The sequence below is a fragment of the Micrococcus sp. 116 genome (assembly GCF_902506395.1).
GTDB classification, from domain to species: domain Bacteria; phylum Actinomycetota; class Actinomycetes; order Actinomycetales; family Micrococcaceae; genus Micrococcus; species Micrococcus luteus.
The window spans coordinates 1134000-1154990 of sequence record NZ_LR732370.1 but is presented as its reverse complement, the minus strand read 5'-3'; the positions used below and the strand labels follow the sequence as shown (position 1 = coordinate 1154990).

The 20991-nt window shown below is 73.9% G+C and carries 16 protein-coding genes and 1 pseudogene; 7 read left to right on the top strand and 10 right to left on the bottom strand.

Annotation, left to right across the window (positions count from 1 at the left end; translation table 11 throughout):
- Positions 1-14: 14 nt before the first annotated feature.
- A complete protein-coding gene (locus CITRIK5_RS05360; protein WP_095694672.1) occupies positions 15-515 on the top strand; it encodes an RDD family protein in 501 nt (166 codons plus the stop codon).
- 71 nt (positions 516-586) lie between these two features.
- Here CITRIK5_RS05360 and CITRIK5_RS05355 read toward each other — a convergent pair whose 3' ends face one another.
- Genes CITRIK5_RS05355 through lipB form a run of 3 tightly spaced genes read right to left on the bottom strand, consistent with a single transcriptional unit; the run spans position 587 to position 3131 of the window.
- Complete coding sequence (locus tag CITRIK5_RS05355) at positions 587-1399, bottom strand: DUF4191 domain-containing protein (RefSeq protein WP_095694671.1); 813 nt, start codon at positions 1397-1399, stop codon at positions 587-589.
- 26 nt (positions 1400-1425) lie between these two features.
- A complete protein-coding gene (lipA, locus tag CITRIK5_RS05350) occupies positions 1426-2433 on the bottom strand; it encodes a lipoyl synthase (protein WP_002857341.1) in 1008 nt (335 codons plus the stop codon).
- Entirely contained in the window at positions 2430-3131 is a 702-nt protein-coding gene (gene lipB / locus CITRIK5_RS05345; RefSeq protein ID WP_036314221.1) for a lipoyl(octanoyl) transferase LipB, read from the bottom strand. Before lipB ends, lipA begins: the two co-directional genes overlap by 4 nt.
- A 108-nt stretch (positions 3132-3239) precedes the next feature.
- On the opposite strand from lipB, the pseudogene CITRIK5_RS12160 reads away from it, so the two are divergent.
- Positions 3240-3776, top strand: a pseudogene (locus CITRIK5_RS12160) (protein kinase); the annotation flags it as partial.
- 95 nt (positions 3777-3871) lie between these two features.
- Positions 3872-4906, top strand: coding sequence for a hypothetical protein (locus CITRIK5_RS12155; protein WP_236557145.1), 1035 nt, complete (start codon positions 3872-3874; stop codon positions 4904-4906).
- Between the two features lie 116 nt (positions 4907-5022).
- Here the strand turns inward: CITRIK5_RS12155 and CITRIK5_RS05335 are convergent, their stop codons facing one another.
- The 4 genes from CITRIK5_RS05335 to CITRIK5_RS05320 form a co-directional block, all read right to left on the bottom strand.
- Positions 5023-5367, bottom strand: a complete 345-nt coding sequence (locus CITRIK5_RS05335) for a hypothetical protein (RefSeq protein WP_010078527.1) — start codon at positions 5365-5367, stop codon at positions 5023-5025.
- An 18-nt stretch (positions 5368-5385) separates the two neighbouring features.
- On the bottom strand, positions 5386-7251 hold the full coding sequence (gene sucB / locus CITRIK5_RS05330; RefSeq protein WP_060774488.1) for a 2-oxoglutarate dehydrogenase, E2 component, dihydrolipoamide succinyltransferase: 1866 nt from the start codon (positions 7249-7251) through the stop codon (positions 5386-5388).
- 98 nt (positions 7252-7349) lie between these two features.
- Positions 7350-8729, bottom strand: a complete 1380-nt coding sequence (lpdA, locus tag CITRIK5_RS05325; protein ID WP_036336938.1) for a dihydrolipoyl dehydrogenase — start codon at positions 8727-8729, stop codon at positions 7350-7352.
- A 115-nt stretch (positions 8730-8844) separates the two neighbouring features.
- Positions 8845-10296, bottom strand: coding sequence for a leucyl aminopeptidase (locus CITRIK5_RS05320; protein WP_159833205.1), 1452 nt, complete (start codon positions 10294-10296; stop codon positions 8845-8847).
- 167 nt (positions 10297-10463) lie between these two features.
- Between CITRIK5_RS05320 and CITRIK5_RS05315 the strand changes: the two genes are divergently transcribed.
- From CITRIK5_RS05315 to CITRIK5_RS05305, 3 genes are all read left to right on the top strand, one after another.
- A complete protein-coding gene (locus tag CITRIK5_RS05315; RefSeq protein ID WP_036384622.1) occupies positions 10464-11420 on the top strand; it encodes a PAC2 family protein in 957 nt (318 codons plus the stop codon).
- Positions 11421-11456: 36 nt separating this feature from the next.
- Positions 11457-12515 carry a DUF4192 family protein gene (locus CITRIK5_RS05310; protein ID WP_159833203.1) on the top strand — a complete coding sequence of 353 codons (1059 nt, stop codon included), beginning with the start codon at positions 11457-11459 and terminating at the stop codon, positions 12513-12515.
- Positions 12516-12675: 160 nt separating this feature from the next.
- Positions 12676-14241 (top strand): RNA polymerase sigma factor, encoded by a 1566-nt coding sequence (locus CITRIK5_RS05305; protein WP_205805457.1) that lies wholly within the window; start codon positions 12676-12678, stop codon positions 14239-14241.
- Positions 14242-14306: 65 nt separating this feature from the next.
- Here the strand turns inward: CITRIK5_RS05305 and CITRIK5_RS05300 are convergent, their stop codons facing one another.
- A complete protein-coding gene (locus tag CITRIK5_RS05300; protein ID WP_002858172.1) occupies positions 14307-14516 on the bottom strand; it encodes a hypothetical protein in 210 nt (69 codons plus the stop codon).
- 252 nt (positions 14517-14768) lie between these two features.
- On the opposite strand from CITRIK5_RS05300, the gene CITRIK5_RS05295 reads away from it, so the two are divergent.
- Positions 14769-16874, top strand: a complete 2106-nt coding sequence (locus CITRIK5_RS05295; RefSeq protein ID WP_159833201.1) for a type IIA DNA topoisomerase subunit B — start codon at positions 14769-14771, stop codon at positions 16872-16874.
- A 124-nt stretch (positions 16875-16998) separates the two neighbouring features.
- On the opposite strand, the gene CITRIK5_RS05290 is transcribed toward CITRIK5_RS05295, so the two are convergent.
- On the bottom strand, positions 16999-18072 hold the full coding sequence (locus CITRIK5_RS05290) for an NAD(P)-dependent oxidoreductase (RefSeq protein ID WP_095694668.1): 1074 nt from the start codon (positions 18070-18072) through the stop codon (positions 16999-17001).
- Positions 18069-20991 (bottom strand): alpha/beta fold hydrolase (locus CITRIK5_RS05285; protein ID WP_236557144.1); only part of this gene is annotated, 2923 nt, incomplete at its 5' end. The genes CITRIK5_RS05285 and CITRIK5_RS05290, both read right to left, overlap by 4 nt.

The window sequence follows — 20991 nt, the reverse complement described above, 5'->3', positions numbered from 1 at the left end:
ACTACGCTGGTGGGGTGGCACGCAGAGCACCCGACCCCCAGGACCGCACCGAGACGACCGGCCGAGCGGAGCCGCTGATCACGCGCCGCGATCTGGCCGGCTGGGTGGACGGTCCCGGCGGGGGGCGCGCCGGCGGCCGCTGGCCGGGGGACCTGCTCGGCCTGCCGGAGCGCGGTCCGGCCTCCATGGCGACGGCGGCCCGCCGCATGGGCGCCCTCGTCCTCGACTGGTTCATCGCCCTGGGCATCTCGTGGCTGGCCTTCGACGGCGACGCGATCGCCACCCTCCTCGTGTTCGCCGCGATGCACGTGATCGGTCTCACCCTGCTGGCCACCACGGTGGGCAAGGCCGTGTGCCGCATCCAGGTCGTCCGCGTCGGCGGCCGCCCGGCCGGCCTGCTCCGGATCCTGCTGCGCACGGCCCTGCTGTGCCTCGTGCTGCCGGCCGTCGTCGTCGGGCCGGACGGGCGCGGCATGCACGACAAGCTCGCGGACACCGTCGAGATCCGCATGTGACCGTCCCGCCCGCACACGACAGGGGCGCCCCGCCGTGCGTCGGCGGGGCGCCCCTGTCGTCTGCGGGCGGTTCAGCGGCCGCGCATCGCGCGGCGGCTCGGGCGCACCTTGTTCGGGTCGACGCCCTTGGGGATGGGCAGCCGGTTGGTGTTGAGCGCGGTCAGACGCTTGTCCACGGCCTGGACCTCCTGCGCCGTGAGGGCCTTCTTCATGCCCTTGAGCGTGCCGGGCAGCTCGTGCAGCGGGACCTGGCCCTGGCCGTTGCCGGACTCCACCACGGTGACGGGCACGCCGGGCAGGAAGCGGCGCATGGCCTTCTCCTCCTTGACCACCAGCGCGGCGACGCGGGGGGAGGGGCCCTCCGTCACCAGCACGACGCCCGGCCGGCCCACGGCGCGGTAGACGAGGTCCTGGGTCTTCGGGTTCACGGCGGCCGGCTGCTCGGACACGATCCAGCCGCGGCCCAGCGTGGAGAGCGCGGCGCCGGCGGCGCCGGGGCGGCCCTCGAGCTGGGCGAACCCGGCGCGGCGCGCCTTCCGGTTCAGGATGACGACGGCGGCGAGCACACCGAACGGGATCGCGATGAGCAGCCACGTGATCCAGTTGTCCAGGAGGAAGCCGATGACGAGGCCGACGACCAGGGCGCCCAGGAAGGCCAGCAGCATCCACAGTCCGACCTTGGGGTCGTGCGCCTTGGTCATGGCGTAGGCCTGCTTGAGCTGGGAGATCACGCCCGGGCCCTTCGTGGCGCGCTTGTCCCGGCGCTGGGCCTTCGCCTGCTCCTTCTCGCGGAGGCGACGCTCGCGCTGCATGGCCTTGACCTCCTTGAGCGTGGCGGAGGTGGAGCCGGAGGAGGACGCGGGGGGCTGGCTGTTCTTCGTCATGACGGGGTCCAGTCTAGTCGGGCGGCTCAGGACATCTGGGCGACGACGGCGGAGGCCTCCTGGCGGGCGGTCTTCTCCCCGGCCAGGTGCGCCAGGTTCTCCGGCAGGGTCCGGCCGAGGCGCTGCATGGCCTGCGCGTAGAGCTTGCCCGCGCGGTACGACGAGCGCACCAGCGGGCCCGCCATGACGCCCTGGAAGCCGATCTCCTCGGCGCGCTGGGACCACTGGACGAACTCCTGCGGCTTCACCCAGCGGTCGATGGGGTGGTGCAGCTTCGAGGGCCGCACGTACTGCGTGATGGTGATGATGTCGCAGCCGGCCTCGTGCAGGTCCACCAGGGCCTGGTCGATCTCGTGGTCCTCCTCGCCCATGCCCAGGATGAGGTTGGACTTGGTGACGAGCCCGTCGGCCTTGGCCATCGTGAGCACCTTGAGGGACTTCTCGTACGTGAAGGCCGGGCGGATGCGCTTGAAGATGCGCGGCACCGTCTCCAGGTTGTGCGCGAACACCTCGGGCCGCGCGTCGAACACCTGCTGGACGAGCTCCGGCACCGCGCCGAAGTCCGGCGGCAGGATCTCGACGCCGGTCCCCGGGTTGAGCGCGTGGATGCGGCGGATGGTCTCCGCGTAGAGCCACGCCGCGCCGTCCTTCTGGTCGTCACGGGCCACGCCCGTGACGGTGGCGTACCGCAGGTCCATCTCGCGGATGTTCTCGGCGACCTTCTGCGGCTCCTCCATGTCCAGGGGACGCGGCTTGCCGGAGGTGATGTCGCAGAAGTCGCACCGGCGGGTGCAGATGTCGCCGCCGATGAGGAACGTGGCCTCGCGGTCCTCCCAGCACTCGAAGATGTTGGGGCAGCCGGCCTCCTCGCACACGGTGTGCAGGCCGGCGGACTTGACCTTGTTCTTCAGGCCGATGTACTCGGGGCCCATGTGGACCTTGGCCTTGATCCACTCGGGCTTGCGCTCGACGGGCACCTCGGCGTTGCGCGCCTCCACGCGCAGCAGGCGGCGGCCTTCGGGGGCGAGGCTCATGCGGGGATTCCTTCCGTGGGGGTGACGGCGATGTACGCCGGCCCGAGCTCGTCCAGATGACGGGTGAGCACCGGGACGACGTCGGCCGGCGTGATGGTCCGGCCCGTCTCGACCGACAGGGTGGTGGTGGCGGCGTCCGTGATGCCGCACGCGATGATCCCCTCGTAGGGGGCCAGGGAGTTGGAGCAGTTCAGCGCGAAGCCGTGCATGGAGACGCCGTCGTGGATGGACAGGCCGATGGCGCCGACCTTGCGGTCCGGGCGGGCCGTGCCGTCGTCGTCCCGGTCCGCGAGGACCCAGATGCCTGCCCGCCCGTCCACGCGGACGGCCGTGACGCCGAACTCGGCGGCGGTGCGGATCAGCAGCTCCTCGAGGAACCAGACGTAGTCCTTGACGTGGGCACGGTCGCGCAGCCGGACCACGGGGTAGCCGACCAGCTGGCCCGGCCCGTGCCATGTGATCTTGCCGCCGCGGTCCACGTCCACGACGGGGGCGCCGTCCGTGGGGCGCTCGGCGTCCTCGGTGCGACGACCGGCCGTGTAGACGGCTTCGTGCTCCAGGAGGAGGAATTCGCCGTCGGAGCGGCCGGCGACGACGTCCGCGTGCAGGGCGCGCTGGGCGTCCCAGGCGGCGTGGTAGTCCACCAGGTCGGGCGCCAGGCCGAGCACGCGCAGGGGCGGCAGGGGTGTCTCGGGCATGACGTCCACTGTAGTCCTCGGGCCCGGACCTGTGGACAACCGCCGTGACGCTCGGGGGCATGCGGCACCCTGGGCTGGAACGGACGGCGCGGCGGAGAGGGGAGACCGATGCGGGACTGGGACGAGGCGGACGGCGGCGCGGCCGGACGCGTCGGCGGCGGGCCGGAGACCGAACCGGAGAGGTCGTCGGAGCCGGGCACGGCTGCGCCGCGCGCCCCGGGCTGGGAACCCGTCCGGCTGCTCGGCGCGGGCGCCCAGGCGGAGGTCTGGCTCGTCGAGGACGGTCGGGGCGTCCGGGCCGCCCTGAAGGTGCCCCGTGCCGGCGCGGCGCCGGATGCGCTGGCGGCGGAGGCGCAGGCCGGACGGGTCGCGCATCCCCATCTGCTGCGCGTGCTCGGCGTGGTGGAGACGGACCGGGGCCTCGGGGTCCTCACCGAGCACCGCGCGGCCGGCACGCTGCAGGACATGGTGCAGCGGGTCGGACCCCTGAGCCCGGGGCAGGCCGTCACCGTGCTCGTCCCGATCGCCCAGGCTCTCGCGTGCCTGCACCGCGAGGGGGTGGTGCACGGCGACGTGTCCCCGGCGAACGTCCTGTTCGGCGTCGACGGCAGCCCGGCCCTCGCCGACCTCGGCGTCGCCCGGGTGGTCGGCGGGGCGTCGGGGGCCGGGGCGACGCCGGGCTTCGCGGCCCCCGAGGCGCTCGCCGCGGTGGGGGGGCGGAACCGGGGGCGTCTCCGGCGGTGGGGGCGCCGAGTGACGTCCATGCGTGGGCCGCCCTGGGCTGGTACGCGCTCACCGGTCGGGCGCCGGGCGCCGCCGGGCATCGGGCGCCGCTGCCCGTCCTGGTCCCCGAAGCGTCCCCCGAGCTCGCGCTGCTGCTCGATGCGGCGCTCTCCCCGGACCCGGCGGCGCGGCCGAGCGCGGAGGAGGCCGCCGCAGCCGTATACGCGACGGCCCGGCCCGAGCCGGTCCCGCTGGGAGAGGCCGCCCCCGCCGAGGTGGCGCACCTGCTGCCCACGGTGCTGCCGGGCTCCGGGTTCACGCGGCGACGCCGGGGACGACGCGCGGCTCCGAGACGGCGCGCGCTCGCGCGCCGACGGGGGGCGGCGCCACGCCGGGGCGTCCTCGTGGCCGCCGGGCTGGCCACCGCGCTGGCTGTCGGCGGCGGCACCGCCGGGCTGTGGTGGCCGGCGTCCCTGGGCGACGCGACGGAGGGGGCGCCGGAGCCGGCGGGCGCGGTGCCGGCCGGCACCTCGGTGGACGCGGCGCGCCCGGCGGACGGGACGCCGGAGAGCGGGACGCCGGCGAGGGTGCCGGACGCGGGTGCCCCCGGGGAGGACGCCGCCGGGGAGGACGCCGTCGACGTGGGCGAGGCGCTGGCCGCGGTCGGCCACGCCCGGACTGCCGCGCTCATCGACCCGGAGCCTGCGCGACTGGACGCCTACGCCGTGCCCGGGGGACCGGCGTGGGAGAACGACCGGGATCTGCTGCGCCGGCTGACGGACGAGGGGTTCGCCTTCTCCGGCCTCGAGGTGACGGTGGAGCAGGCCGGACCCGCCCGGCGGGCCGGGGACGACGCGCTGCGTGTCGACGCCGTGCTCCGGACGTCGGCCCACACCGTGCTGGACCGCGCGGGACGCGTGGCGGCGCATCGGGAGGCGACGGCCGAGGAGGTCGTGCTGGTCCTGCGCAGCGGCCACGGAGAGGGCCCCGAGGGGCGGGACGGCGGCGCGGCGGGTCGGACGTGGCGGGTCGAGACCGTCGATCCGCGCTGACCCCGGGCCCGGATCCAGCGCCGGAGGCCGGCGGTCCAGACGGGGGGACGCCGCGGGCCCCGGGGAGAAGCTCCCCGGGGCCCGCGGCGTGGTGCGGCGTCAGCCGCCTGGGCTGATCACTGCCAGAGGACGGCGACCAGGATGTTCACCAGGCCCAGACCGCCCACCGCGTGGGCCAGGCCCGTGGGCACGACCTCCCCGCGGTTGGACTTGCGGCGGCCGATCAGGGCGGCCACGAAGACGATGACGCCGATCAGGAACTTGACGCCCAGCTTCATGTGGTTCGGCTCCCCGCTCATGGCGAGGCCGAAAAGCACCACGCCGGAGACGATCATGCCCACGGAGCCCCACCACTGCGAGGTGGTGACGGTCGGGTTGCGGAAGTGCGCGAACCAACCGCCCACGATCGCTGCGGCGGACACGATGTGCACGGCCACCAGGATGCTGTGCAGGATATCCACAGTCCTTCTCCCTTTCCGTCAGAGACCCAGCTCGTTGGCGAACTCGCCGCCCTCGAGACGCTGACGCAGCGTCGTCAGGAAGCGGCCCGCGTCGGCCCCGTCCACCAGGCGGTGGTCGTAGGTCAGGGACAGGTACATCATGTGGCGGATGGCGATCGAGTCGTTGCCGTCCGCGTCGGTCACCACCATGGGGCGCTTCACGATCGCACCGGTGCCCAGGATCGCGACCTGCGGCTGGTTGATGATCGGCGTGTCGAACAGCGCGCCCACGGAGCCGATGTTCGTGATCGAGAACGTGCCGCCCGAGAGCTCGTCCGGCGAGATCTTGTTCGTGCGGGTGCGCTCGGCCACGTCGGCGATCTTCTGGGCGAGGCCCGTCAGGTTCAGGGAGCCGGCGTCCTTGATGACGGGAACCAGCAGCCCCTTCTCCGTGTCCACGGCGATCGCGATGTCCTCGGACGCGTGGTAGGTGATCTCCTTGTTGTCCTCGGAGAACGACGCGTTCAGCTTGGGGTGCTGCTTGAGGGCCTCGGCGACCGCCTTGGTGATGAACGGCAGGTACGTCAGGTTCACGCCGGCCTGCTGCTGGAAGGAGGCCTTGGCCTTCTTGCGCAGCTGCACGATGCGGGTGACGTCCACCTCGTGCACCTGGGTGAGCTGGGTGGACAGGTCGAGGGACTCGCGCATGCGCTGGGCGATGACCTGGCGGATGCGCGGCGCCTTCTCCACCTCGCCGCGGACCGAGGGGTCCACGGAGGAGCTCGCGGCCGGGGCGGACGCAGCGGCCGGGGCCGACGACGGGGCGGCAGCCTCGGAGGCCTGCTCGGCCGGAGCCTCGGACCCGCCCGCGGCGGCCTGCGAGGCCAGCGCGGCGGCGAGCACGTCCTGCTTGCGGATGCGGCCGCCGACGCCCGTGCCGCGGACCGTGGACAGGTCCACGTTGTTCTGGTGGGCCAGGCGGCGCACCAGCGGGGTCACGTAGCCCTGGCCGGGCTCGGTGGCGGAGGGCGCCTCGGCGGACTCGGCCTGCGCGGAGTCGCGCTCAGCGGACTCGCGCCGGGAGGCCTCCTCGGACGGGGACGCCTCGGGCGTCTTCTCCGACTTCTCGGCGCCGGCGGCCTCGGCGGCCTCCTCGGTCTCCTCGGGGGCCTCGGCCTCGGTCGCCTTGTCCTCGATCTCCTCGGCGGACGCCTCGTCCTGGCCGGAGGAGCCCTCCGACGGGGCGGAGCCGCCGCCGGCGGAGCCGGAGCCGACGAGCGCGAGGACGGCGCCCACCTCGACGGTGTCGTCCTCCTCCGCACGGATCTCCAGGAGGGTGCCCGCCACGGGGGAGGGGATCTCGGTGTCGACCTTGTCGGTGGAGACCTCGAGCAGCGGCTCGTCGACCTCGACCTCGTCGCCGACGGACTTCAGCCAGCGGGTCACGGTGCCCTCGGTCACGGACTCGCCCAGCGCGGGCAGGGTGACCTCGGAGGCCTCGCCGCCGGCCGACGGGGCCTCGTCCGAGCCCTGGTCGGTGGAGGCGCGCTCCTCCGGGGCCGGCTCGCCTGCGGGCTCCTGCTGGGCGTCGTCCTGCTGCGCCTCCTCGACGGCGGGCTCCTCGGCCGCGGCGTCGTCCTCCGACGCGTCGGCGGAGCCGCCGCCGGAGCCGTCGCCGATCGTGGCCAGCGGGGCGCCGACCTCGACCGTGTCGTCCTCCTCGACCAGGATCTCCTCGAGCACGCCGGCCACGGGGGACGGGATCTCGGTGTCGACCTTGTCGGTGGAGACCTCCACCAGGGGCTCGTCGACGGCGACCTCGTCGCCGACGGCCTTGAGCCAGCGGGTCACGGTGCCCTCGGTGACGGATTCGCCCAGGGCGGGCAGGTTCACGGTTTCAGACATGGTTCCGATGCTCCTCATGAGGGGTGGGCGCCGGGGGCGCCCACCCGGGGTTGCGAGGTGGGCCCGACGCACGGACCCGGGATGGTCAGTGCGGTGGGTCAGCTGTGCAGCGGGTGGCCGAACAGGGCCATGGCGGCCTCGCCCAGGGCCTCGTTCTGCGTGGGGTGCGCGTGCACGAACTGGGCGACGTCCTCGGGGTAGGCCTCCCAGTTCACGATGAGCTGCGCCTCGCCGATCTGCTCGCCGATGCGCTTGCCGATGCCGTGCACGCCCACGATCGGGCCGTTCTTCTGGCGGATCATCTTGATGATGCCGCCGGTGCCGAGGATCGAGGACTTGCCGTTGCCGGCCAGGTTGTACTCGGCGACCTCGACGTTGTCCTTGCCGAACTTCTCCTCCGCCTTGGGCTGGGTGTAGCCCACGGACATGATCTCCGGCTCGGTGAAGGTGACCTTCGGGATGTTGATGTCCTCGACGACCATCGGCTTGTTGCCGGCGATCTCCTCGGCCACGAAGATGCCCTGCTGGAAGCCGCGGTGCGCCAGCTGCAGACCGGGGACGATGTCGCCCACGGCGTAGATGTTGCCGACGCCGGTGTGCAGACGCTCGTCGGTGAGGACGAAGCCGCGGTCCATCTTGACGCCCTGCTCCTCGTAGCCGAGGCCCTCGGTGTTCGGGCCGCGGCCGACGGCGACGAGGCAGACCTCGGCCTCGAACTCCTTGCCGTCCGCGAGGGTCACCTTGACGCCCGAGTCGGTCTCCTCGACCTTGTCGAAGAACGTGCCCAGGTTGGTCTTGATGCCCTTCTTCTTGAATTCGCGCTCGAGGACCTTGATGATCGCCGGGTCCTCGTTGGGGACCAGGGTCTTCAGGCCCTCGATGATGGTGACGTCGACGCCGAAGGAGTTCCACAGGGACGCGAACTCGGAGCCGATGACACCGCCGCCGAGCACGATGGCCGACTTCGGGGTGTAGTCCAGCTCGAGGGCCTCCGTGGAGGTCATGATCTTCTTGGAGATGGGCAGGCCCATGGTCTTGGCCACGGAGCCGGAGGCCAGCACGATGTTCTCCGCCGTGTAACGGGTGCCGTCGACCTCGACCTCGTTCTTCGAGACGAGCTTGCCCTCGCCCTCGATGACCTGGACCTTGCGCATCTTCAGCAGGCCGGCCAGGCCCTTGTGCTTGCCGGCGACGATGCCGTCCTTGTAGTCGCGCACCTTCGCCATGTCCACGGACTCGAGGGTCGCGTTGACGCCGAACTTGGCGGCGTTGCGGGTCTCATCGGCCACCTCGGCGGCGTGCAGGTAGGCCTTCGTGGGGATGCAACCCCAGTGCAGGCAGGTGCCGCCGACCTTGGACTTCTCCACGAGGGCGACGGACTTGCCGTACTGCACGGAACGCAGGGCTGCGGCGTACCCGGCGGAGCCACCGCCGAGGACGAGGACGTCGAATTCCTGAGCGGTTGCCTTGTCGGCCACGGTGTTGCTCCTTGGTGCTGGGTTCGGTGGATCGTGGTGGTGGTGCGTCACCGCCACCCCCGGCCGTCGGCGGCGGGCCGCGCGGCCGGGGATGCGGTGGACATCGGGACCAACCTTACCGGGCACGCCCCTCGATGAGACCCAACAGGGTCCGCACCATCACGCCGGTGGCGTCCTGCGGGGTGTAGCCGTACGCGGCCGACTCGTTGAAGGAGGGACCGGCGATGTCGAGGTGGGCCCAGGGGGTCCGCGCGGCGGCGTCGCCCTCCGGCCGTCCGGCGTCGACGAATTCTCGCAGGAAGGTGGCGGCGGTCATCATGCCGCCGAAGCGGTCGCCCATGTTGGAGATGTCCGCGACGCGCGAATTGAGCGAGGCGCGCAGCTGCTCCGGCAGGGGCATGCCCCACGCGAGCTCCCCGGCGGCGTCGGCCGCGGCGACGACCTCGTCGCGCAGCGCGTCGTCACCCATGACGCCCGTGTGGCGCACGCCGAGGGCGACCAGCTGGGCGCCGGTGAGGGTGGCCACGTCGAGCACCGCGTCGGGGCGCTCGTCGGTGGCCGCCACGAGGGCGTCGGCCATGACGACGCGGCCCTCGGCGTCCGTGTTCATGACCTCCACGGTCTTGCCGCCGTACATCGTGATGACGTCGGACGGGCGGATGGCGGTGCCCGAGGGCATGTTCTCGGCCAGCGCCAGCCAGCCGGTCACCTTCACAGGGACGTCCAGGGCCGCGGCGGCGCGCACGACGGCGAAGACGGTGGCGGCGCCGGCCATGTCCGACTTCATCGTCATCATCGAGGCGGCGGGCTTCAGCGAGATGCCGCCCGTGTCGAAGGTGATGCCCTTGCCCACCAGCGCGATGTGCGCGGCGGCGTCGGCCGGCGCGTGCTCGATGCGCACGAGCCGCGGCGGGCGGGAGGAGCCCTGGCCGATCGCGAGGATGCCGCCGAAGCCCTCGGCGCGCAGGCGGTCCTCGTCCCACACGTCCACGCTCACGGACGAGTCCGCGAGGTCCTCCGTGACCGCGTCCGCGAACGTGGCCGGGTAGAGGTGCGAGGGGGCCGTGTTCACCAGGTCGCGCACGGCGCAGACCGCGTCGCCCACGACGGCGGCCCGGCGCAGCACGGGGTCGGCGTCCGCGGCGGCGAGCGGGGTGACGACCTCGACCTCGCGGACGGGACGGGACGTGTCCGTCTCGGCGCGGGCGCGCTCGGACTTCTGGGCGGTGAAGGCGTACGCGCTCAGGACGGCGCCCTCGGCGACGGCGGCCAGTCGGGCCGGGGTGTCGGCCGGCAGGGCCAGGGCCACGGCGTCGGTGCCGGCCAGGGAGCGCACGGCAGCCCCGGCGGCGCGGCGCAGGGACTCGTCCGCGGCCTCGCCGTCGTCGTCCAGACCGCCGACGCCGGCCAGGACCAGCAGCGGCACCGGCACGCCGCCCAGGCCCGGCAGGCGATGGACCTCGTCCTCGGCGCCCCGCACGCCCAGCAGCTCGAACGAGGCCTCGAGGGCGGTGGCCGCCTCGGCCGGCAGCGCGTCCGTCAGGAGCACGGGGCCGTCCCGCGTCATCCTAGCCAGAGGGCTCGCGCGCCCGTCCAGGGCGCGCGGGCGCGGAATAGGAGGGTGCCGTGCCGTGGTTGACTGACGCCAGAGGATAGGGAGGGATCCGCGTCCGTCGCCATCCGGGCGGCGGGGACGGCTCTCCCGCAGACAGACCACCGGAAGGGGAACGAGACGTGCAGGACGCCGCGCCGCTGTACACCCGTCATGAGGGGGCGCCCGTGCCCCCCGGCCTGGGCATGCTCGTGGCCCTGACCGGGCACATGGACGCGGGCCGGGTCGCTCGGCAGGTGCGGGCCGCCCTGCATGAGCACCTGACCCATCGGACCGTCGTCTCCTTCGACGTCGACTCGATGTTCGACTACCGCGCCCGGCGTCCCCGGCTCCGGTTCGACCGGGACCGCTACCGCGATCTGCGCCTGCCCGCGCTCGAGGTGCAGCTGGTCGAGGACCTGCTCGGCCACCCCTTCCTGCTGCTGTCCGGCCCCGAGCCGGACTTCCGGTGGCAGGCGGTGACGGAGGCCGTGCTCGGCCTCGCGCAGGAGTGGGAGGTGGACTCGCTCACGTTCCTCGACGCGGCCCCGCTGCCCGTGCCGCACACGCGGCGGCTCGGGGTCACGACCCACGGGTCCCGCGCCGAGGCCGTCGAGGGGCTGTCCACCTGGAGCCCGCAGGCGGACATCGTCGCGGGGCTGCTGCAGATGCTGGAGCTGCGCGCCGAGGAGGCGGACCTGCCGACGGCGGGCTACACCGTCCATGTGCCGCACTACGTGGCCGAGGCGTCCTTCCCCCAGGCGGCCGTGGCCGCGCTCGAGTACGCGGGGGCCGCCATGGGGCTCATGCTGCCCTCGGACGACCTGCGAGACGCCTCGCGGGACATCGAGGCCGAGCTGGAGCGCCAGGTCTCCGGGTCCGGGGAGATCCAGCAGATGATCGCCGGCCTGGAGCGCAACTACGACCAGAACGCCGAGGACCAGGAGCGGTCGCTGCTGGAGACCGAGCAGGGCCTGCCCGACGGGGACGAACTCGCCTCCGCCGTCGAGGCGTACCTCGCCGCGCGGGACGCCGGCGGCGGGTCCGCTCCTGCACAGGAGGACGGACCCGGCCGTCCGTCCACCGACGACGGGGACTGATTCCACCGCGGGGGCCCGGTCGGCGAGGGTGGCGGCATGGAAGCCCCCACCTCGCTCGACGCCCCCGTCCTGCCGGCCCGCGGCCCGGAGGACCTGCTCGCCTACGTCGGCCACGCCCTCGGGCGGTTGCCCGAGGACAGCCTCGTCCTCCTCACCCTGCACGACGGGCGCCTGCGCGCTGTGGTGCGGGTCGATCTGCCTCCCGAGGAGGTCGACGTCGACGCTTGGGCCTGCGCCGTGGCCGAGGTGTGCCGGCGGGACGCGGCAGCGGACGCGACGCTCTGCCTCGCGTTGCCGGACGGCGCCCGAGCCACGCTGACCCGTCCCGGCTGGGCCGCGGCGCTCGACGACGCCCTGGCGTCCGCGGGTCGCCCCCTGGCCGCGGCCTGGACGTGCGCGCACGGACGGGCGCGCCCCTGGTGGGGGAGCAGCATCGCCGAGGAGGGCCCGCTCGACCCCCGAGCCGCGCCGCTGTCCCTGCACCTGATGACCCGCGGTTCGGTCTGGGACCGCGCGGCGGTGTCCGACCCGGTCCCGCGTCGTGGTCCCGCCGCGGCCCGGCCCGACGACGCGCGGTGGCGGCCGCCCGAGCAGGACGCGCCCCCGGCACGCCGCGCGTGGCTGGCGCAGTGGGAGCCGGTGCTGACCGGCACGGCGCGTGGCCGCGGTGCGCCCGCCCCCGCCGTGCTGGGCTCGCCGCTGACGCGTCCGGCCTGGCGCGACGGCCTGCTGCTCCATGCCGCCGCGCCGTCCGGCGCGGCCACGGGGGATCCGGGGGACGAGGAACGGATCCTCACCGCGGCCTCGCGCCGGGCGCCGGCCTGGGACCGGCTGGACGCCCTGCGGGCGGGGCTGCGCGCGCTCGTGCCCGTCGCGACGCCGGCCGTGGCGGCTCAGGCCCTGGCACTGGCCGGGTGGGTCGGCTGGGCCCGCGGCCACGGCTCCGACGCGGACGCCCACCTGACCGCGGCGGCGGCGCTGAGTCCCGGCGACCCGTTCGTCTCCGTCCTGCGACGCATCGTGGCCGCGGGGTGCGTCGCCGGCTGGGCGACCGACCCGGCCACCGCGTGGCGGCCCGACGGTGGCCGCCCATGAGAGAATGATGCGGCTTCACGACGGCACGGCCGACCGCAGCCCGTTTCCCGGGTTCGGAATAGATCGGTCTCAGCCGTCGTTGGCACTCACGGACCCTGCAGTCGGCGGGCCCGGACGACGTCGGTCGTCCGAGGCCGCGACTTGACAGGGTCACGTGTCTATGGACTGCAAGGATCCGCGGGTGGCCGCGGACGAGACGGAAAGGCCTCGAGTGACCACTTCGACGACCAGCGGTGTGCAGGACGGCAAGGAGACCACTGCCTCCGAGGCCACGACCACGCGCACCCGCTCCACGGCAGCCAAGAAGTCGGCAGCCAAGAAGTCGGCAGCCACGAAGAGCGCCACGACCAAGGGCGCCACGACGCGGACGACCGCGACGAAGTCGGCGGCGACCAAGACCGCTGCCACGCCGACGGCCAAGAAGAAGGCGACCCGGAAGCCCACCGCGGCCAAGACCACCGCCACGGCCAAGACCACCGCCGCGAAGAAGACCGCCACGACCGGGGGCAAGAAGGCCACCGCGTCCGCCGCCTCCGCCGAGCAGGCCGAGGACGACGAGGAGCTCGTCCAGGCGCGCGAGCGCACCGAGGCCGCGGACGCCGTCGAGGAGGACGTGGTGGCGGACGAGACCGCCACCGAAGACTCTGATGATGAGGACGCGGACGGCTCGGACGCTCCGGAGCGTCCGGCGATGGACGCGGAGGCCGTGACCGGCACGACGGCCGCCACAGGCCAGAAGGTGGCCCAGTCCAAGGGCGCGTTCGTCATGGACGACTCCGAGGACGACGCCCCGGTGCAGCAGGTGGTCGTGGCGGGCGCCACGGCGGACCCGGTGAAGGACTACCTGAAGCAGATCGGCAAGGTCGCCCTGCTCAACGCCGAGCAGGAGGTGGACCTGGCCATGCGCATCGAGGCCGGCCTCTACGCCGAGCACGTCGTGCAGCACGAGGCCTCCGACGACTACCGCGAGCGCCGGGACATCCAGCTGATCATCGCGGACGGGCGCAAGGCCAAGAACCACCTGCTCGAGGCCAACCTGCGTCTGGTGGTCTCCCTGGCCAAGCGCTACACCGGTCGCGGCATGCTGTTCCTGGACCTCATCCAGGAGGGCAACCTCGGCCTGATCCGCGCCGTCGAGAAGTTCGACTACACCAAGGGCTTCAAGTTCTCCACGTATGCCACGTGGTGGATCCGTCAGGCCATCACCCGCGCCATGGCGGACCAGGCCCGCACCATCCGCATCCCGGTGCACATGGTGGAGGTCATCAACAAGCTGGCCCGCGTGCAACGGCAGATGCTCCAGGACCTCGGCCGCGAGCCCACCCCGGAGGAGCTGGCCAAGGAGCTGGACATGACCCCGGAGAAGGTCGTGGAGGTGCAGAAGTACGGCCGCGAGCCCATCTCCCTGCACACCCCGCTCGGCGAGGACGGCGACTCCGAGTTCGGCGACCTGATCGAGGACTCCGAGGCCGTCGTGCCCGCGGACGCCGTCTCCTTCACGCTGCTCCAGGAGCAGCTGCACTCGGTGCTGGACACGCTCTCCGAGCGCGAGGCCGGTGTCGTCGCCATGCGCTTTGGCCTGACCGACGGCCAGCCCAAGACGCTGGACGAGATCGGCAAGGTCTACGGAGTGACACGAGAGCGCATCCGCCAGATCGAGTCGAAGACCATGTCCAAGCTGCGTCACCCCTCCCGCTCGCAGGTGCTCCGGGACTACCTGGACTGAGTCGCAGCGGCATGACGAAGGGCCGGACCCCCGCGGGGGTCCGGCCCTTCGTCATGCCGGGCGCGTCAGGCGCCGGCGGTGAGGCGGTCCGTCTCGTCCTGCCACAGCGCGGCCTGGGGACGCAGCGCGTCCTCGACGGCGCGGGCGTGGTGGGCGCAGAACTGGAGGGCGCCGCCCGAGTGCAGCACGGCGCGGACGTAGGCCTGCGCGCCGCAGCGGTCGCAGCGGTCGGAACGGGTGAGGGCGGCCGGCTCGGCCACGGCGGTGATGGACATGGTGTCCTCCTCGGGTCTCTCGGGGCTGGAGGGCGACGACGCCGGTGGGGCGGGTCGGTCCTCCTCTTGTCCCATGGAACAGCAAGGATGGCAGGGAACTTCCCCGCGCGCCCGCCCCGCACCCGCGTTTCGCCACCCGCGTACGCGGGCAGCCGGGCCGGGCTGCCCAGGGACGTCCGGCCCGAACCCTGGCGTGTCCGGCCCGCGGAGTAGGCTGGACCGGCCGCCGTCGTCCACCGAAAGGCCCGCCCCGTGCCCGCGAACACCGAGTACAACGCCCGCCACCTCTCCGTGCTGGAGGGGCTCGAGGCCGTCCGCAAGCGGCCGGGCATGTACATCGGCTCCACCGATTCCCGCGGCCTCATGCACTGCCTCTGGGAGATCATCGACAACTCGGTGGACGAGGCTCTGGCCGGCTTCGGGCAGTCGATCGAGATCACCCTGCATCCGGACGGCTCCGTCGAGGTCGAGGACAACGGGCGCGGCATCCCCGTGGACGTGGAGCCGCGCACCGGCCTGTCCGGCGTCGAGGTGGTGTTCACCAAGCTCCACGCCGGCGGCAAGTTCGGCGGCGGTTCCTACGCCGCCTCGGGTGGCCTGCACGGCGTGGGCGCGTCGGTGGTCAATGCCCTGTCCTCGCGCCTGGACGTGCAGGTGCTGCGCGGCGGCAAGGTCCATCAGATGTCGTTCCGGCGCGGCGAGCCGGGCCGCTTCCAGGACGGGTCGCGCCCGTCGCCAGACGCCCCGTTCGAGCCGTCCACGGACGCCTCGCCGCTGGACGTCGTCGGGAAGGCCAAGCGCGGGCAGACCGGCACGCGCGTGCGCTACTGGGCGGACGAGCAGATCTTCGTGAAGGACGCGACGTTCTCCGCCGAGGAGCTCCAGGCGCGGGCGCGCCAGACCGCCTACCTGATCCCGGGCCTGCGGATCACAGTCAAGGACCTGCGCCGCCGACCCGGCACGCCCGGCGCCGACGGCCCGGTCGAGGAGGTCTTCCAGTACGACGGCGGCATCTCCGAGTTCGTGGAGCACCTCACGCCCGCCACCCCGGTGACGGACGTGTGGCGGATCCAGGGCTCCGGCACCTTCAAGGAGCGGGTCCCGGTGCTCGGCGAGGACGGGCGCACCTCCATGCAGGATGTGCAGCGCACGTGCGAGGTGGACGTCGCCCTGCGCTGGGACGTCGGCTACGACACCGTGTTCCGGTCCTTCGTGAACATCATCGCCACGCCCAAGGGCGGCACCCATCAGTCCGGGTTCGAGGCGGCACTGCTGAAGGTGTTCCGGGCCCAGGTGGAGGCCAACGCGCGCCGGCTCAAGGCCGGGTCGGACAAGGTGGAGAAGGACGACGTGCTGGCCGGCATGACCGCCGTCCTGACGGTGCGGCTCGCCGAGCCGCAGTTCGAGGGGCAGACCAAGGAGATCCTCGGCACCTCCGCGGTGCGGCGGATCGTCTCCCAAGTGGTGGAGAAGCAGCTGACCGCCCGCCTCACCTCCACGGCCCGCGCCCAGAAGCAGCAGGTGCACACGCTGCTGGAGAAGGTCGTCGCCGAGATGAAGTCGCGCATCTCCGCGCGCACCCACAAGGAGAACCAGCGGCGCAAGAACGCCCTGGAGACCTCGACGATGCCGGCCAAGCTGGCGGACTGCCGCAGCAACGACGTCGCCTCCTCCGAGCTGTTCATCGTCGAGGGCGACTCGGCGCTCGGCACCGCCAAGCTGGCCCGGTCCTCCGACTTCCAGGCCCTGCTGCCGATCCGGGGCAAGATCCTGAACGTGCAGAAGGCCTCCGTCTCGGACATCCTGGCCAATGCCGAGTGCGCGGCGCTGATCCAGGTCGTCGGAGGTGGTGCGGGGCGCAGCTTCGACCTGGATGCGGCCCGCTACGGCAAGGTCGTGCTGATGACGGACGCGGACGTGGACGGTGCCCACATCCGCACCCTCCTGCTGACGCTCTTCTTCCGCTACATGCGGCCCATGGTCGAGGCCGGGCGCGTGTACGCGGCCGTCCCGCCGCTGCACCGGATCGAGGCGGTGACCCGGGGCGTCAAGGAACGCGAGGTCATCTACACGTACTCGGAGCAGGAGCTACACGCGACGCTCGCCCGCCTGGAGCGGGAGGGCCGCTCGTATCGCGAGCCGATCCAGCGCTACAAGGGTCTGGGCGAGATGGACGCCGACCAGCTGGCCGAGACCACCATGGACCCGCGCCACCGCATGCTCCGCCGCGTGAACATCGCCGAGGTGGAGGCCGTCGAGCGCGTCTTCGACCTGCTCATGGGTTCCGCGGTGGCCCCGCGCAAGGACTTCATCGTCTCCCACGCCGACGAGCTGGACCGCGAGCGCATCGACGCCTGACCCTCCGCTTTCGTTCGGGAAACGGCGGCGCGGCCGCCGCCGTTTCCCGAACGAAAGCGGCGTGACCCGCGCCGTTTCCCGAACGAAAGCTCGGGACGGGCGCTCGTTCCGGCCGCGGCGGGCGTCAGCGGTCGCGGTAGTACGCCGCGACGCGGTGCAGGCCCTCGTCGATGCTCACGGTCGGCGTCCACGAGAGGACCTCACGGGTGCGACGCTGGTCGAACCAGTGGGCGGTCGAGAGCTGCTCGGCGAGGAACTCGGTCAGCGGCGGCTCGCCGTCGTCGGAGCCCACGCCCCGGGACCGCAGCCCGAACAGATCCCGCTCCCACGCCCGCTCGATCAGGGCACCGGCGCGCCGGGCCAGGCCCGCCGGGACGCGGCGCTCGGGCTCCGCGGCGCCGCCCGCCAGCGCGATCTGGCGGATCAGCTCGCCGACCGGTCGCGGCTCGCCGTTGGTGACCACGAGGGCCTCGCCGTGGTGCACGTCGGCCGCGGACACAGCCGCCACCACGGCCTCGACGGCGTTGGCCGTGTACAGCGTGTCGACCAGGGGAGCGCCCGTGCCGAGCACGGGCATTCGCCCGGCCCGCGCGCGCTGCACGATCCGGTCGGTGAGCTGCAGGTCCCCGGGCCCCCACATCAGGTGGGGGCGCAGCACCAGGACGCGGAAGTCGTCGCGGTCGGCGGCCAGGGCCAGTCGCTCGCCGGCCGCCTTCGTGCGCGCGTAGGGTCCGCGCGCGTGCTCGGGGCTGGCGGCTCCGGCGCCCTCGCCGACGATGGAGTCGCCGGCGTGCGCCACGGAGGGGGAGGAGACGTGGACGAAGCGTCGCACGCCGTGGCGCTGTGCGGCGTGCAACAGGATGCGCGTGCCCTCCACGTTCACGGCCTCGTACTCGTGCTCGGGGCCGGACACGGACACCTTCGCGGCCACGTGCACCACGGTGTCCGCGCCGGTCAGGGCCTCCTCGACGGCGGCCGGGTCGGTCACGGACCCGCGCACGTCCCGCGCACCGGGCACGCCCGACGGACGCCGCTGCAGGGTGGTCACGTCGTTGCCGGCATCGGCGAGCACCCGGGCGACGCCCGCACCCAGCAGCCCCGAGGCGCCGGTCACCAGGACGCGGCGCGACGCGAGGCGCTCGACGAGGTCGGGCATCCCGGCGGCGTCGAGGTCGACGTCGTAGCCGAAGCCGCTCACAGCGCACCCACCTTCCCGCCGGCGAGCACGGCCTCCGCCCAGTCGGCCACCCGGGCGCGGTCGATCTTGGAGTTGTGCCGGATGTCCGTGGGGATCTCATCGGCCACGAGCACCGCGGCCACCGGCAGCGGCTCGAGGGCCGCGCGCACGGCGGAGGCCAGCGCGGTCGGGGCGAGGCCCTGCTTGGGCCGGCCGTCCCGGTGGTGACCCGGGCGCCGCGCCGGGCGCGTGGCCGGCACGGCCGCCTCCACGACGACGACCACGGCCTGCGTGCCCCGGGGCCCGACGCCGACGACGGCGCTGCGCCGCACCGGCCCGAGGGCGTCGACGGTCTTCTCGGGCCCGCCCGGGCCGATCGGGCCCTCGGGCGTGGTGATCACGTGCTGGAGCCGACCCTCGAGCCAGACGCGGCCCTCGGCGTCGAAGTGGCCGACGTCGGCGGTGCGGTGCCACACCCGGCCGTCCCGCCGCCACAGCCCGTCGCGCTTGCTCTGCTGGTCGGTGTGCCAGAGCGCGTCGTAGCGGTCCTTCAGGTGGGGGGCGCTGACCACGATCTCGCCGAGGACGCCGTGGCCCCGCGCGGGGTCGAGGATGACGTCGTCGGCGCTGCCGTCCTCGAGCAGCGGCGCGATGGCCAGGGACACCGTGGGCAGCGCGGAGCCCACGCAGACGCCCTCGTCGTCGGCGGTGCGCAGGCGCTGCACCTCGTCGCCGTCGATGTCCGTGAGCAGCAGCCCCTCGGTCATGCCCCACGGCGTGTGGACCCGGGCGTTCGGCATCAGGTCCGAGACCTGACGCATCAGCTGTGGGTGCACGGGGGCGCCGGCCGAGAGCACGAGGCGCACGGCGTCGAGGGCCTCGCGCCGGGGCGCGTCGAGGCCGTCGGCGGTCGCGACCACGTTCGCCAGGGCGGCGGGGGAGGCGAACAGCACGCTCGACTGCCCGGCGATCGCGGCGTCGGCCAGCTTCTGCGCGGTGAGGGTGGCCGGCTGGGTGACGTCCATGTCCGGGGAGACGGACGCGGCGCCGAGGGCGGGCCCGAGCAGCGCGAACGGGGCGAAGCCGGCGAGCAGGGAGCCGCCCGGGCGGATGCCCAGGGTGCGGGAGATCAGCGCCACGAGGCGGCCCAGCCGCTCGTGCGTGTACACGACGCCCTTGGCCGGGCCCGTGGAGCCGGAGGTGAACAGCACCGCGGCGTCCGCGTCCAGGGCGGGCTCGGGCAGCACGGTGCCGTGCTCGTCGACGGCGTCGCCCGCGGCCGGGTCGCGGTGGCGGTCGATCATCGCGTAGAGCGAGTCGGAGACGTCGAGCAGGCGGCGCTGGGCGGCGCCCGGCTCGGTCACGGAGATCCGGGTGCCCGGCCAGGACTGGGCGCGGGCCAGCGTCAGCCCGGGGGTGCGGCCGATGATCCAGCGGGGGCGGGCCGACTTCATTGCCCGGGTCATGCCCTTGACCCCGAGGCCCTGGTCCGCCACCACGGCGACGGCACCCACGCGCAGCACGGCGTACAGGGCCGCCGACAGGTCGCGGCCCGGCGGCACGAGCATGGCGACCCGGTCGCCCGGCCGCATGCCCGCGGCCCACAGCCCGGTGGCGATGGCCGAGACCATCTCCTGCAGCTCACCCCAGGTGACGGCCACGGGTCGGCGGGCGGTGCCCACGAGCGAGCGGCCGGCCTGGGCCCCGGCCATGTCCACCAGCGCGGTGTACTCGCGGTGGTCCGAGCCGGGGGCGCCCCAGTCGCGCAGGTGGTCCCAGAGCCGGACCACGCCGGGCTCGCGGGCTCCGGGCTCCTCCCCGAGGTCCACCTCCAGGCCCGGGTCGGCGGCCGCGTCGGCGGTGGCGTGCGGGACGGGGCCCGGCAGCCCCGAGGCGGGGTCGGCGAGCTGGCCGCCGCGCAGCAGCTGGGCCCACTGCAGCAGGGGCGCGGTGATGTCGCGGTCGTCCACGAGCAGGTGCCCCGCCTGCTCGTAGCGGTGCACGCGCGCGTGGGGCAGGCGGTCGCGGAGGTCGTCGAGGTAGCGGTCCAGGAAGACCGGGTCGTCGGCGCCCCACAGGATGAGGGCGGGCACGTCGGTGCGGCCCAGGGCGGCGAGGTCCTCGCCCACCCGCTGCAGTTCGGGATGGCTGCCGTGGCCGGGGTCGGCCGGGATGTCCGCGACGAAGCCGCCGACGCCGCCGCGTCGGGCCGCCGTGTCGTAGGGCAGGTGGTAGGCGGCCCGCGTCTCGCGGTCGAGGGCCGGGGTGGCGAGGGAGGTCGTCACGGAGAGGAAGGCGTCCGTGGTGACGGTGGAGGCCGGCAGGACGGGCCCGGCGAGGGCGGCCTGCAGCGGGGCGGGGATCGGCGCCCCCGCGGGCTGGTGGACCGCGGTGTTCAGGGTCGCGACGCCGGCCACCAGCTCCGGATGACGCGCCGCCCAGCCGAGGGACACGACGCCGCCCCAGTCGTGGCCGAGCGTGATCAGCGGGTGGCCGGTGGCTGCCAGGTCGCGCAGCCCGAGGGCCGCCAGCAGGGCGTCCAGGTCGGCGATGCGGCCGCCCAGCGTGCGGTAGGTGTCGCCGGCACGGCCCATCGACGCGGCGGACGGGGAGCCCGCGTGCGCGAGGCGCTCGGAGAAGCCCATGTCCAGCTGGTCCGGCGCCACGACGCGCCACGCGGCCATGCCCCGGCGTGCCCGGCGCACGGTCTCCGCGAGCAGGGACCGCCACAGCCAGGACCACGTCGGGTTGCCGTGCACCGCCACGATCGTGCCGACTATCTCGGCCCCGGCCGCGGCGAGCACGGGACCGGTGTCCGCCACGTGCAGCGTCCGCACGGTCCCCTCCGGGTCCGCGGCGGAGCGGATCTCCACGAGGCGGGACCACGCCGGGTCCCAGCCGGGCAGTCGGTCGGCCGGCGGCAGGGCGGCGGGGGCGGCG